Source organism: Streptomyces sp. S6, assembly GCF_054880855.1.
Window position 1 is genome coordinate 22,833 of record NZ_JBTYMC010000029.1, and the last position, 15,037, is coordinate 37,869.

At 69.3% G+C, this 15,037-nt stretch carries 2 protein-coding genes; both read right to left on the reverse strand.

The features are described from left to right. Positions 1–93: 93 nt before the first annotated feature. Entirely contained in the window at positions 94–1,095 is a 1,002-nt protein-coding gene (locus tag ACVNF4_RS06725; protein WP_461801746.1) for an LCP family protein, read from the reverse strand. Next, positions 1,092–14,639 (reverse strand): DUF7927 domain-containing protein, encoded by a 13,548-nt coding sequence (locus tag ACVNF4_RS06730; RefSeq protein WP_461801747.1) that lies wholly within the window; start codon positions 14,637–14,639, stop codon positions 1,092–1,094. Before ACVNF4_RS06730 ends, ACVNF4_RS06725 begins: the two co-directional genes overlap by 4 nt. Between the last annotated feature and the right edge of the window lie 398 nt (positions 14,640–15,037).

The following is a 15,037-nucleotide window of genomic DNA, read 5'->3' on the forward strand; positions in this document are numbered from 1 at the left end:
CGGGCCTGTTCGCCGGGCAGGTGGGCGGGACGGCGTCGCGAGTTGGCGTCCCAGTTGAGTAGAAGCACAGGTGGCGGACGGCGGCAGGTGGGCTCAGTCGCATGCCATCGTCGTGCCCCGGACCGGTTCGTATGCCGTCAGCTCAGGTACGTCAGAGGGGCGTTCCGTGGAGCCCGGTGGAGTCAAAGGGTGGTCTTCGCGGAGGCGGGTGAAGACGTCGGTTGCGTGGGGCTGGTCCCAGGCGAGGGTGGAGCCGATGCCGGGGATGTTGTTGTTGAAGCCGGCGATGGGGACGGTGGCGAATTCTGTGGAGGAGGGGGGCAGGTGGGTGAGGGTTTTTGCGAGGGAGGCCAGGGTGGTGGGGGTGAAGGACTGGTCGATTTTGGTGGTGCCGAGGAGGGTGCGGCTGAGGAGCAGGAGGTCTACCGGGTTGGAGTGGAGGCGTTTCAAGACGGCTACCAGGAAACGCTGTTGGCGTTGGACTCGGCCCAGGTCGGCGGCGCCGTCGAATTTTCGGGAGCGGACGTATTGGAGGGACCGGCCGCCGTTGAGGTGGTGGGTGCCAGGGGGGAGGGAGAGTTTGGTGCCGGGGTCCTTGATGGGGTGGGTGGGGCATACGGAGATGCCGCCGGCCGCGTTTACGGCGTCGATGAAGCGGCGGAAGTCGAGCTGGAGGTAGTGGTCGATTTCCAGGCCCGTCATGGATTCCACCGTGCGGACGGAGAGGGCGGGCCCGCCCTCCTTGAACGCGGCGTTGATTTTCGCGTCGTGTTCGGGGACCCAGTCGCCGGAGCCGGGGTCCCGGTGGGCCGGGATGCGGGCGAGGGAGTCCCGGGGGAGGCTCAGGACACTCACACGGTCCTGTCCGGCGGAGATGTGGACGAGCATGAGGGTGTCCGTGCAGTGGCATGCCTCCCCGCCCGCGTGGTACGTGCGCAGTTCGTCGCGGGTCAGCTTCGAACGGTCGTCGACACCCATCAGCAGGATTGTCATGCCCCTGCCCTCACCGGCCCGCTCGAACGCCGCCACCCCCGGCACCATCATGGACAGCCCCGCCGCCAGGGCCACCCCCGCCGCGATCACCCGCTTCCTCATCGCACACCCCTCCAACCCCGCCGGCGACGCAGCCACATCACCAGGCAGATCAACAGACCGGACGTCACCGAGGCGATCGCCGCCCAGCCCCACAGGGGAGACAGCCCCCGTCCGCCACCGGTGTCGGGCAACTGCCCGCCACCCCTGAGGACGGCCGTCGCATGGCACTCGGACGCCCCGGACCCGGCAGGGCAGTTGCTGGCACCAGGACCCCCGACCACGGGGACGTCGACGACGGTCCCCGACGGCGCGTGATGGCGCCCGTAGGTCACGGAGAACGTGATCCGCACCGGATGCGAGCAGTCAGCGGGCGCCGTCCCGGTCCAACTCACCTTCGGGCGCCCGTACTTCACCGACCCGTCGGAGGCACCCGCATCCTCGTTGTACGACGCGTACTTCAGCACCTGAGTGAGGTCGGCGGCGGCGGTCGCCCCGGCGTAGGGCACGCCGGTCGCGCTGCACACGGTCACCGTGTACGTGACCTTGTCGCCAGGGCGGGGATGCCCGTTGTCGGACGTGATACGGACGTTGAGCTTGCCCGCGTCGACCTTCACCGCGAAGTCCTCGACCTGCCCCTCACCCCCGTACCCGTGGGGAGACGGGTCGGCGGGAGGCAGTGCGCGCCGGACGGACAGCGCACGGTCGAGCGTCTCGCCGGCGGGCAGGTCGGGGTCGTGGCCGACGGCGACCTGGTCGCCGTAGAGCCGCAGCCGCAGGTACGTCGTCCCGGTCTCGGCGAACCGAACACCGGTCCACGCAAGGTCGGTTGAGGTCGTCCCGCTCGGGATCCGGCGCAGGATCCGCTCACCCGGATCGAACCGTCCGTTGAAGTCGGTGTCGAGCCAGGCCGCCAGTACCGCGGTCTTGCCGGTCGTGTTGGTGAGGTCGACGGTCGTGGAGTACCCGGTGCCACCGGAGTACGCGACCGGGAGGGACCGCGGACCACGGCCGCCCTCGGACAGCCGGGGCCCCAACGGACGCCCGTCCGTGTCGGCGTAACTCCCCTTGCCCAGCCACAGGTTGGGGACGATGACGTGGTACGGCCCGTTGGCCCGCAGGGTCGTGCCGTAGCTGTCGGGCGCTTCGCCGAACTCGTACTCGGGGCCGGTGACTTCAGCCCCGCACCCGTCCGGATACGCGCCACCCGCAGTGTTCCCGTAGCAGGTCGTACCGGCGCTCGCGTCGGTCACCTCGTTGACGATCCGCCGACTCCCGCTGCCGGGAACCGCGTTGGCCCGATAGGTGTAGGTTACGGTCACCGACTCCCCGGCAGCCACATCGCCCTTCCAGGTGAACCGCGTCCCGGAACCGACCGTCACCGCCCCCGAACTCGCCGTCGGCCCGGCGACACGCGCCGCGTTCAACAGCCCAGCCCCTTCGACGATTTGGTCACTGAAGGTGGCCCCGGGATAGTCGGCCCCGCTGTCGTTGGTGACGACGACCTTGTACGCCAGGTCGTCCCCGGGCCGCGGATTCACCGCGGTGGTCGTCTTCACGATCTTCAGGTGCGGGACGAGGTTGGTGGAGTTGCCGCCGGTCTTGCACCGCGCATCACCGGACCCCGCAGAGCAGTTGGTGCCGGGCACCCCGGCGACGACCGCGTTGGCGAGCTTGCCGTCGCCCTTGTCCACGGTGTCGACGGTCACCGAGTAGGTGATGGTGACGGTCGAACCGGCGGGCACGTCACCGGCCCACTTCAGCACGGGCTCGGCGTAGGAGACCGAACCCCCGGTCGCCGTCGCGTCGTTGCCGTAAGCCGCGTCGTCCAGGACTCCGGTGAGGTCGTCCCGCCAGGACGCGCCGGGGTAGTCGGAGGTGGTCGGGTTCTCGACGGTGACCTTGTACTCGACCTTGGCGCCCGGCAACACGGTGGGTGTCGTCTGGGACTTGACGATCCTCAGGACGGGGATCTCGCTGGAGGTCGTCGAGCAGCCCGCGTTGGTGGCGGTGGCGCAGTTGTTGCCGGGGGAGGTGGAGGTGATCGCGTTCGTGAGGACGCGGTCGCCGAACTGGGTGGGGTCCGACTTGACCTTGACGGTGTAGGTGATGGTCACCGAGCCGCCGACGGGGATGTCTCCGGTCCAACTCAGCTTCGGTGCGGTGTACTTCACGGAACCTGAGGTGGCCGAGGAGTCGCCGTACGTCGCGTCGTCGAGGACATCGGTCAAGTCGTCCGTCCAGGACGCCCCCTTGTACTCCACCGACCCCGTGTTCTGCGCGGTCACCGTGTAGGTGACCTCCTGGCCCGGGAGGGGGTGGTTCGTCGAGGCGGTCTTGGTGAGGGAGAACTGGGGGACGCCGAGGGTGGTGGCGCAGTCGGAGTTCGACGTGCCGGCCGGGCAGTTGGTGTCGGCGGTGGAAGTGACCTTGTTGGTGAGTGAACTCGTGGACGTCGTCGGGCTGTTGAGGGTGACCGAGTAGGTGACGGTCGCCGAGGCGCCGGCGGCCAGGTCACCGGACCACTTCAGCGTCGGGGACGTGTACGACACCGAACCCGCCGTCGCGGAAGCGTCGTCCCCGTACACCGCGTCGGTCAGGACGCCGCTGAGGTCGTCCGACCAGGTCGCCCCCGTGTAGGTGGCCGTGCCGGTGTTCTGTGCGGTGATCGTGTACGTCACCTTCGAGCCGGGGGTGGCGGTGCCGGAGCTGACGGACTTCTTCAGCTTGAGCTGGGGGATGCCGTTGCCAGGCTTGTCGCCGGTGGAGCAGTCGGAACTCTGCTTGCCGGACCGGCAGTTGGAACCCGCCGGGCCGGTCACGGAGTTCGCGAGCTTGCCGTCTCCCTTGACCGGGTTGTCGACGGTGACGGAGTAGGTGAGGGTGACGGTGTCACCGGCGGGGATGTCACCGGTCCAACTCAGCTTCGGCCGCGTGTACTTGACCGATCCTGACGACGCCGCCGCGTCATCCCCGTACGCCGCGTCGTCCAGCACGTCCGTCAGGTCGTCGGTGATCAGCGCGTCCGGGTAGGTCCCCCGACCGGTGTTCTCGACGGTGACCGTGTAGGTGACCTTCTGGCCGGGGACCGGGGTGGTGCTGGAGGCCGACTTGGTGATCGTCAGGGCCGGGATGCCGCCCTTTCTGGACGAGCAGATGGGGCCGGGGGTGCCGTCGGCGCAGGTCATGTCCGGGGTGCCGGTGACGGCGTTGCTGAGCTCCTTGTCGCCGGTCGCCGGGTCCTTGAGGGTGACGGTGTAGGTGACGGTGGCCGTCCGGCCTGCGGGGACGTCGCCGGTCCAGGTGAGCTTCGGGTCGTTGTACGCCGTGCTGCCCAGGGAAGCCGTGGCGTCGTCGCCGTACACCGCGTCGTCCAGGACGCCGGTCAGGTCGTCCGTCCACGTCGCGCCCTTGTACTCGGCGGTCCCCGTGTTGCGGGCGGTGATCGTGTACGTGACCTTCTGGCCGGGCAGGGGGTTGCTCGGGGTGTAGGTCTTGGCGAGGGCCAGCTGCGGGGAGCCGGTGCTGGTGGAGCAGGACGAACTCTGCTTGCCTTGCGCGCAGTTGGAGCCGTCGGGGCCGACGACCGAGTTCGCCAGGGTCTTGTTGCCGGGGTCCGGGTTCCGCACCGTCGCGGTGTAGGTGACGGTCGAGGAGGCGCCGGCCGGGAGGTCGCCTGTCCAACTCAGCTTCGGTGCCGCGTACTTCACGGTACCGAGGGTCGCCGAGGCGTCGTTCCCGTACGTCGCGTCGTCGATGACGTCGGTCAGGTCGTCGGACCAGGAGGCGTTCTCGTAGACGGCGGTGCCGGTGTTCTTGGCCACGACGGTGTAGGTGACCTTGGTCCCCGGGACCGGGTGCGCGGGGCTGACGGTCTTGGTCAGGGAGAGCTGGGGGATGCCGTCGCCGGTCTTGTCACCGGTGGAGCACTCCGAACCCCGCTTGTCTTCCTGGCAGTTGGAGCCAGGTGGTCCGGTGACGGCGTTGGTGAGTTTGCCGTCGCCGGTGTCGGGGGTGTCGATGGTGACGGAGTAGGTGACGGTCGCGGAGGCGCCGGGGGCGAGATCGCCCGTCCAAGTCAGCTTGGGTGACGCGTACTTGACGGATCCAGCAGTGGCCGAGGCGTCGGCCCCGTACGCCGCGTCGTCCAGGGCGCCTGTCAGGTCGTCGGTGAAGGTGGCGCCCGTGTAGGTCGCCGTGCCCGTGTTCTTGACGGTCACGGTGTACGTCACCTTCGTGCCCGGCGTCGGGCGGTTCGCGGAGGACGTCTTGCTGATCTCCAGGGAGGGGACGCCGGCGGGGGTCGGTGCGCAGGCCGGATCCGTGGAGCCGGGGGCGCAGTTGGAGCCGGTCGGACCGACGACGGTGTTGGTGAGGCGCTGGTCGCCGGTGGCGGGGTCCTTGAGGGTGACGGTGTAGGTGACGGTCGCCTTGTCGCCGGTCGCGAGGTCGCCGGTCCAAGTCAGCTTGGGGGACTTGTAGTTGACTGCGCCGGAGGTGGCCGAGGAGTCGCCGTACGTCGCGTCGTCCAGGACGCCCGTCAGGTCGTCGGTGAAGGTGGCGCCCGGGTAGGTGCCGGTGCCGGTGTTCTCGACGGTGACCGTGTAGGTCATCTTGCCGCCGGGGACGGCGACTTGGGGGCTGTAGGTCTTCGCGATCTTCAGGGCGCCGATGCCGCTGGAGGTCGAGCAGTCGGGGTCCGTGGAGCCGGACTCGCAGTTGGAGCCCTGGGGGCCGGTGAGGGCGTTGGACAGCTTGCCGTCGCCGGTGCGGGGGGAGTTGACGGTGACGGAGTAGGTGACGGTCGCCGAGGCGCCGGCCGCGAGGTCACCGGACCAAGTCAGCTTGGGTGCCGCGTACTTCAGCGTTCCCGACGTCGCCGACGCGTCGCCCGCGTACACCGCGTCGTCCAGGACGCCCGTCAGGTCGTCCGTCCACACCGCGTCCTTGTAGGCCACGCTTCCCGTGTTCTGGACGGTGACCGTGTACGTGGTCTTCCCGCCGGCGACCGGCTGGGTGGGGGACGCCTTCTTCGTGAGGTGCAGTTCGGGCAGGCCGTCGATGGCGGCCGAGCAGCGGTTGTCGGTGGAGCCCTTCTTGCAGTTCGAACCGGCCGGTCCGACAAGGGTGTTGACGAGTCTGTCGTCACCGGTCCTGGGGTTGTTCAGCTTCAGCGCATAGGTGAACGTCTCGGTGGCGCCCGCCTTGACGGTGCCGGTCCACCGCAGCGTCGGCTGCGTGTAGGTGACGGTGCCGGTCGTCGCCGTCGTCCTGTCGAGCCAGGTCGCGCTGTCGAGGATGTCGGTGAGGTCGTCGCTGACGGTGGCGCCGGGGTAGTCGGCCTTGCCCGTGTTCTGGACGGTGACGGTGTAGGTGACGGTGTCGCCGGGGAGCGGGTCGCCCGGGGAGACGGTCTTCACCAGCGTCAGCGACGGGATGCCGTACGGGCCCGCCGTGCACGCCGGATCAGTGCTGTCCGAACGGCAGTTGGCGCCGTCCGATGGGGAGACCAGGGTGTTCTTGAGGGTCTGGTCGCCGGTGTCGGGGTCCTTGAGGGTGATGCTGTAGGTGATGGTCGCCTTGGCGCCCGGCGCGAGGTCACCGCTCCAACTGAGCGTCGGGGAGGTGTACTTGACGACACCGGACGAGGCCGAGGCGTCGTCGCCGTATGTCGCGTCGTCCAGGAGCCCGGTCAGGTCGTCCGACCAGGAGGCGCCGGTGTACGCGGCTGTCCCCGTGTTCTCGACGGTCACCGTGTAGGTCACCTTGTCCCCCGGCTTGGGGGCCGTGTCGGACGCGGTCTTCTTCATGGTCAGCTCGCGGACGGTGACCGGGGTCTGGTCACCGCAGTCCGAACTGGAGGAGCCTTCGGCGCAGTTGGTGTCGGACGTCGAGACGACCTTGTTGGTGAGCTTCTTGTCGCCGGAGAGGGGGTTGGCGAGTTTCACCGAGTAGGTGGTGGTCGCCTTGTCGCCGGGGGCCAGGTCGCCCTGCCAAGTCAGTTTGGGGGCCGTGTAGTTCACCGCGCCGGAGGAGGCCGAGGCGTCGTTCGCGTACGTCCCGTCGTCGATCAGGTCGGTGAGGTCGTCGGACCAGGTCGCGTCCTGGTAGGTCGCCGCGCCCGTGTTCTCGGCGACGATCGTGTAGGTGACCGTCTGTCCTGCCGCCGGGTTCGCCGGGCTGGACGTCTTGGTCAGCTTGAGCTGGGGCACGTCGCTGGTGGTCGTGCAGGGCGAGCAGATCGAACCGGCGGGGCCCGTCACCGAGTTGGTGAGTTTCTTGTCGCCGGTGTCGGGGTTCTTGACGGTGACGGTGTAGGTCGTCGTGGCCGAGGCGCCGGCCGCGAGGTCACCGGACCAAGTCAGCTTGGGTGCCGCGTACTTCAGCGTTCCCGACGTCGCCGACGCGTCGCCCGCGTAGGTCGCGTCGTCGAGGACGCCGGTGAGGTCGTCGGTCCAGGTCGCGCCGGTGTACACCGCCGTCCCGGTGTTCTTCGCGACGACCGTGTAGGTCACCACGGAACCCGGCTTCGGGTTGGCCTCCGACACCGTTTTGTTCAGGGTGAGTTGGGGGATGCCGCTGCCGGGGCGGTTGCCCGTCGAGCACTCGGGTGCCTTGCTGCCGTCCTGGCAGTTGGAACCGGCGGGACCGGTGACGGTGTTGGTGAGCTTGCCGTTTCCGGAGAGGGGGGACTTGACGGTGACGGAGTAGGTCGTCGTGGCCGACGCGCCCGCCGCGAGATCGCCGGACCAAGTCAGGGTCGGCTCGGTGTACTTGAGCGTTCCGGACGTCGCCGACGCGTCGCCCCCGTACGTCGCGTCGTCCACGACGTCCATCAGGTCGTCCGACCAGAAGGCGCCCTTGTAGGCGGCCGTCCCCGTGTTCTCGACGGTCACGGTGTACGTGACCTTCGAGCCCGGCGTCGGGCGGTTGGTGGACGCGGTCTTGGTGATCTTCAGGGTGGGGACGCCCGCCGGGGTCGGCTTGCAGGCCGGGTCTGTCGAACCGGGGGCGCAGTTGGAGCCCTTGGGGCCGACGACGCCGTTGCCGAGCTGTTTGTCGCCGGTGTCGGGGTCGTGGACGGTCACGGAGTAGGTCACCGTGGCGGTGGCGCCGGCCGCGAGGTCGCCGGACCAGGTCAGCTTGGGCTCCGTGTAGGACACCGAACCCGCCGTCGCCGAGGCGTCGTTGGCGTAGGTCGCGTCGTCCAGGACGCCCGTCAGGTCGTCGCTCCAGGAGGCGCCCGGGTACCTGCCGGTGCCGGTGTTCTCGACGGTCACGGTGTACGTCAGCTTCGAGCCCGGCGTCGCCGTGTCCGGCTTGTAGGTCTTGCCGAGCTTCAGGACGCCGACACCGCTGGAGGTCGAACAGGCCTTGCATTCCGTACCGTTGGGGCCGGTGACGGCGTTCTTGAGGGTGAGGTCGCCGGTGTCGGGGGCGTTGACGGTGACGGAGTACGTCGTCGTGGCCGAGGCGCCCGGGGCGAGGTCACCGGACCAAGTCAGCTTCGGTGCTGCGTACTTCAGCGTTCCCGCCGTCGCCGACGCGTCACCCCCGTACGTCGCGTCGTCCAGCACGCCCGTCAGGTCGTCGCTCCAGGTCGCCCCGGTGTACACCGCCGTCCCCGTGTTCTTCGCGACGACCGTGTAGGTGACCTTCGTGCCGGGGACCGGGTCGGCCGGGCTGGACGTCTTGGTCAGGGTGAGCTGAGGGATGCCGTCGCCGGTGTTGTCGCCGGTGGAGCACTCCGAACCCTGCTTGTCCGGCTGGCAGTTGGAGCCGGGTGGGCCGGTGACGGAGTTGGCGAGCTTGCCGTTTCCGGCTAGCGGCGACTTCACGGTGACGGAATAGGTCGTCGTGGCCGTGGCGCCTGCCGCGAGGTCGCCGGACCAAGTCAGCTTCGGTGCCGCGTACTTCAGCGTTCCGGACGTCGCCGACGCGTCGCCCCCGTACGTCGCGTCGTCCACGACGTCCGTGAGGTCGTCCGTCCAGGTGGCGCCGGTGTAGGTGGCGGTGCCGGTGTTCTCGACGGTGACCGTGTAGGTGACCTTCGAGCCCGGCGTCGGGCGGTTGGTGGAGGCCGACTTGGTGATCTTCAGGGTGGGGACGCCCGCCGGGGTCGGCTTGCAGGCCGGGTCGGTCGAACCGGGGGCGCAGTTGGAGCCCTTGGGGCCGACGACGCCGTTGGTGAGGTGCTTGTCGCCGGTGTCGGGGTCCTTGACGGTGACGCTGTAGGTGGCGCCGCCGATGTCGCCCGCCGCCAGGTCGCCGATCCAACTTAGCTTCGGTTCCTGGTACTTGACGGAGCCGCCGTTGGCCGAGGCGTCGTCGTTGTAGACCGCGTCGTCCAGGACCCCGGTCAGGTCGTCGTAGCCCGAGGCGTTCGGGTAGGTGCCGGTGCCGATGTTCTCGACGGTCACCCTGTACGTGACGACCGAACCCGGCGTCGCGACCTGCGGGGTGTAGGTCTTGGTGATCTTCAGCATGCCGATCCCGCTGGACACCGTGCAGTCGGGGTCGGTGGAGCGGGCGGAGCAGTTGGAACCCTGGGGTCCCGCAATGGAGTTGGTGAGTCGGCCGTCGCCGCTGATCGGCGCGTTGACGCTCACGGAATAGGTCACCGTGGCCGACGCGCCCGCCGCGAGGTCGCCGGACCACTTCAGTGTGGGTGCCGTGTACTCGACGGTTCCCGCTGTCGCCGAGGCGTCGTTCGCGTACACCGCGTCGTCCAGGACCTGGCCGAGGTCGTCCGACCAGACCGCCCCGCGGTAGGGGGCGTTGCCGGTGTTCTCGACGAGGACCGTGTAGGTGGCCTTTTCACCCGCGACCGGGTGCATCGGGCTGACGCTCTTGGTGATGTGCAACTCCGGCAGGCCGCCGACGTCGTTGGAGCAGCGGTTGTCGGTGGAGCCCTGCTTGCAGTTCGAACCGGCGGGACCGACAACGGTGTTGACCATGTCGCCGTCGCCGGTGCGCGGGTCGTTGAGGTTCAGCTGGTAGGTGACCGTCTGGGTGGTGCCGGCGGGGACCGTGCCGGTCCACTTCACCGTGGGCGCGGTGTAGGTGACCGAACCGGCGGTGGCGGTCGTGCGGTTGGCCCACACGCCCTCGTCCAGGACGCCCGAGAGGTCGTCGCTGAAGGTGGCGCCCGGGTAGTCGGTGGCAGTGCTGTTCGTCAGCTTGATCGTGTAGGTGAGGGTGTCGCCGGGGAGGGGGTTCGTCGGGCTGGACACCTTCGACATGGTGAGTGAGGGGATGCCGTACGGGCCCGCCGTGCACGCCGGATCGGTACTGTCGGCAGGGCAGTTGGAGCCGTCGGACTGGGAGACCAGGGTGTTCTTGATGATCTGGTCGCCGTCGTCGGGGTCGTCCAGGGTGACGGTGTAGGTGACCGTCGCGGTGGCGCCGACGGCCAGGTCGCCGGACCAACTCAGCTTGGGTGAGGTGTAGTTCAGCGTTCCCGAGGAGGCCGAGGCGTCGCCGTTGTACTTGCCGTCGTCGAGGAGGTTGACCAGGTTGTCGGACCAGGAGGCGCCTGTATAGTCCGCCGTCCCCGTGTTCTCCACGGTGACCGTGTAGGTGATCTTGTCGCCGGGCTTGGGGGCCGTTTCGGACGACGTCTTCTTCATGGTCAGCTCGCGGACGGTGACCGGGTTCTGGTTGCCGCAGTCCGAACTGGTCGCGCCTTCGGGACAGTTGGTGTCGGACGTCGAGACGACCTTGTTGGTCAGCCTCTTGTTGCCGGACATCGGGTTGGCGAGCTTCACCGAGTAGGTGGTGGTCGCCTTGGCGCCGGGGGCGAGATCTCCCCGCCAAGTCAGCTTCGGGGTCGCGTAGTTCACCGTGCCTCGCGTCGCCGAGGCGTCGTCGTCGTACGTGCCGTCGTCGGTCAGGTCGGACAGGTCGTCGGACCAGGTCGCCCCCTGGTACGTCGCCGCGCCCGTGTTCTCGGCGACGACCGTGTAGGTGACCGTGTCGCCGGCCGCCGGGTTCGCCGGGCTGGACGTCTTCGTGAGCTTGAGCTGCGGGACGGCGCTGGTGGTCGTGCAGGGCGTGCAGTCCGAACCGGCGGGTCCGGTCACGGAGTTGGTCAGTTTCTTGTTGCCGGTGTCCGGGTTGTCGACGGTGACGGAGTAGGTCGTCGTGGCCGAGGCGCCCGCCGCGAGGTCGCCGGACCAAGTCAGCTTGGGTGCCGCGTACTTGACCGTTCCCGACGACGTCGAGGCGTCACCGCCGTACGCCGCGTCGTCGACGACGTCCGTCAGGTCGTCCGTCCACGTCGCTCCCGTGTACGTCGCCGAGCCCGTGTTCGTCGCCGTCACGGTGTAGGTGACCTTCGTGCCCGGTTTCGGGTTGGCCTCGGACGCCGTCTTCGCAATCTTCAGTGCGGCGACGCCGTTGGTGGTCGTGCAGGTGGCGCAGTCGGCGTCCTTGCTCGAAGTGACCTGGTTGACCAGGCGGTTGTTCCCGGCGGCCGGTGGGTTCACGGTCGCCGAGTAGGTGATGGTCGCGGTCGCGCCCGCCGCGAGGTTGCCGTTCCAGGTGAGCTTGGGGGCCGCGTAGGACACGGAACCGACCGTGGCCGAGGCATCGTTGCCGTAGGTCGCGTCGTCGACGACGTCCGTCAGGTCGTCCGTCCAGGTGGCACCCGTGTAGGTGGCGGTGCCGGGGTTGCGCACGGTCACCGTGTAGGTGACTTTCTGGCCGGGGTGCACGGTGCCGCTCGCGTCGCTGGTCTTGCTGATCGTGAGGCGGGGGATGCCGCCGCCGTTGTCGTCGGAGCAGGCCGGATCCGTGGAGCCGGGTGCGCAGTTGGTGCCGGGGGCCGAGACCACGTTCTTCACGATCTGGTTCCCGGCGGGCGGGTTGCCCACGGTCACCTGGTAGGTCACGCGGACGGTCGCCCCGGCCGGGACGGCGCCGGTCCAGGTCAGTTTCTTCGTGCCGCTGTCGTAACCGCCCGTGCCACCGGCCGGAGTTGAGGTGATCGACCCGTCGACGAAGGTCGCGTCGTCCACGACGTCGCTCAAGTCGTCGGTGAACTTGAACGCGTTGGCGTCCCCGCTGCCGCTGTTCCTCAGCGTGACCGTGTAGGTGACTGTCTGTCCGGCCTTCGCGGGTGCCGGCGAGGAGGTCTTCGACACCTGCACGCGCGGCCCGCTGGTCACGACCGAGGACGTGCACGAGGGTGAACACCCGGCGTCCGTCGTGCCGTTGGGGGGTGTCACGGTCGCCGAGTTGGTCTGGTTGCCGGACGTGGTGGCGGGGACGGTGCCGCTGATCGTGTAGGTGATCGTGCCGCCGGGGGCCACGCTCGGCTTGTCGGAGATGTTGCCGGTGCCGGAGGCCGCGCCGCACGAACTCCCGTTGCTGGCCGCGCAGTTCCACCCGAAGCTGGAGAAGCCGCTCGGCAGTTGGTCCGTGACGGTCGGCAGCGCGGTGGACGGGCCCGCGTTCTGCACGGTCACCGTGTACGAGAACGTTTCACCCGGCTGGTACGACGTGGAGGACCCCGTCTTGGAGACGGTCAGCCCCGTCTTGGGTGCCGTGACCTGCGGTGACGCGGGCGGGGAGGTGTTGTTGCCCGGCGTCGGGTCGGGGGTCGGGGAGGTCGAGGTGGCCGTGTTGCCGATGTCGGAGCCGTTGCCGGTGTAGGCGGGCGACAGGCGCACGGTGATCGTGAACGTCTGACTCGCCCCGTTCGCGAGGGACGCGATCTGCGGGCAGGTGACGTTCTGGCCCGACGCGGTGCAGCGGGACGCCGAGGAGACGAAGGCGAGTTGGGCGGGGAGGGTGTCGGTGACGACGACCTGCGCGGCGGGCGACGGGCCGTTGTTGGTGACCTTCAGGTCGTACGTGAACGTCTGGCCCGGCGCGATCCCGGGTGCCGTCGCCGCAGCGCCGGTCGCCGTTTTCGTCGTGGCTAGATCAGCCGCGATCGGAGTCACCGTCGCCGAGGCGCAGTTGCCCGGGTTCGAGCTGTCGCACGGCGTCGGGTCGGTGGAGTCGGACGTCGCCTGCGTGACGGTGTTGGTCCGGGCCGTCGTGCTGGTCACCCTGGCGGTGATCTTCAGGGTGACGGTCTTCCCGGCGCCGACGGTCCCCGGCTTCCAAACCCCGCCCGTGTAGGCGCCGTTGGAGTCGTCGCTCACATAGGTGAGGCCGCTGGGGAGTTGGTCGGTGAGCTGGACGTTCGTCGCGTCGCTGGGGCCGTTGTTGGTGACGGTGACCGTGAAGACCGTGTTCTCACCGTAGTTGACGTTCGTCGGGGAGGCGGTCTTGGTGATCGCGAGGTCGCTGACCGCGCCGGAGGTCCGGACGACCGCGTCCGCCGTGTTGTTGGCGGCGACGTTGTCGTTCGGGCCGGTGACGACGATGCCGCCAGGCCGGGTCAGGGTGCTGTTGGGGGGAGCCGTCGATGAGACGAGGACGCTGATCGGGAGGTTGAGGGAGGAGCCGCTCGTGAGGGTGGCGACCGTACAAGTCACCACCGTGCCGTCGGAGTTGGCCGTGCAGCCCGAGGGCTGGGTGCCGGACGCGGTCACGCCGGCCGGGAGGGTCACCGTCACGGTGACGTTCCCGGCGGCGTCGGCGGGCCCGTTGTTCTTCACGACGACCGGGATCGTGGTCGTCTGTCCGGGGGCCACGGTCCCGCCGGGGCCGCTCGGTGTGACGTCGTAGTCGGACTGGGCGACGATCGGCGGCGGGCCCGAAGTCGCCGTGTTGTTAGCGGTGTTGGGGTCGGGCGTGTCGGACGCGGCCGTCGCCGTGTTGCCGATGTCGGAGCCGTTGCCCTTGTACGAGGAGGCCAGCTTGACGGTGATCGTCCAGGACTGGGTGGCGCCGGGGGCCAGGGAGGCGATGCTGCCGCAGGTGACGCTCTGACCCGACGCCGTGCAGCCCGAACCGGACTGGAACTGGACGTTGTCCGGGAGCGTGTCGGTCATGCGGACGTTCGTCGCGGTCGACGGGCCGTTGTTCGTCGTAGTCAGCGTGTACGTGTACGTCTGGCCGGGGGAGACGTTCGCGGTGCTCGCGGTCTTCGTCGCCACGAGGTCGGCGCCGGGGGCCGCCGGGGTCGTCGCCGTCGCTGAGCAACTGGCCCCGCACGTCGTGTCGTTGACGCCGGACGGGGGTGTCACCGTCGCCGTGTTGCTGAGGGACGCCGTCGCCGAGGGGGAGGTGTTTCCGGCGATCGTGTAGGTGGCCGTGCCGTTCGCGGCGAGCGTCGCCGTCGTGTTGAGGGAGTTGCCGGTACCGGAGGCCGCGCCGCATGAACTGCCGCTGCTGGCCGCGCAGTTCCAGGTGACGCCGGTGAGGGCGGCCGGGATCTGGTCCGTGATCGACGCGTTCGTCGCCGGGGCCGGGCCCGCGTTGGAGACGGTGACCGTGTAGGTGACGCGCGTGCCGGGGACGTACGGGTTGGGGGACGCCGTCTTCGTCACGCTCAACTTGGTCTGCGTGACCCACTGGATGACGACGGCGCCGTTGCCGCCGCTCTGGGAGTCCGCGCCGCCGGCCGCGACCCCGGCGGGGTACTGCGGCGAGCTGGTGCCGGGGGCCGCACCGCCCTGGTTGTTGGCGGTGGGGCTGGCGCCGTTGGTCATCGAGGAGTTGGTGACGCCCGCGCCGCCGTTGTAGCCGGAACCGCCGCCGCCGGGGCCGTTGGGGTTGAGGGTCGGCGCGCTGGGCTGGCAGGCGCCGCCGCCACCGCCGAAGTAGCCGCCGCCACCGCCACCGCCGCCTTCGCCGCCGCGAGTCGGGAGCGTGTTGAAGCCGTTGCCGCCGAACCACTGCCGTCCGACTGTGTTGTTGGTCGCCGCGCACTGGCTGCCGTAGGCGCCCGCCGAGCCGCCCGCCGTCTGGGTTCCGCCCTGGCCCGAGGTGTTGAGGTTGCCGTCGTACACCGTGTTCGGGGTGATGAGGCGGCCGTCCTGCGTCTCGGACTTGTTGTCGACCGCGGAGGTGAAGACGAACGGCTTGAAGGTGGAGCCGACCTGGAAGT

Coding starts and splice junctions, on each gene's coding strand:
- ACVNF4_RS06725 (WP_461801746.1), bottom strand. CDS start 1,095: ATGAGGAAGCGGGTGATCGCGGCGGGGGTGGCCCTGGCGGCGGGGCTG.
- ACVNF4_RS06730 (WP_461801747.1), bottom strand. CDS start 14,639: ATGACCAACGGCGCCAGCCCCACCGCCAACAACCAGGGCGGTGCGGCC.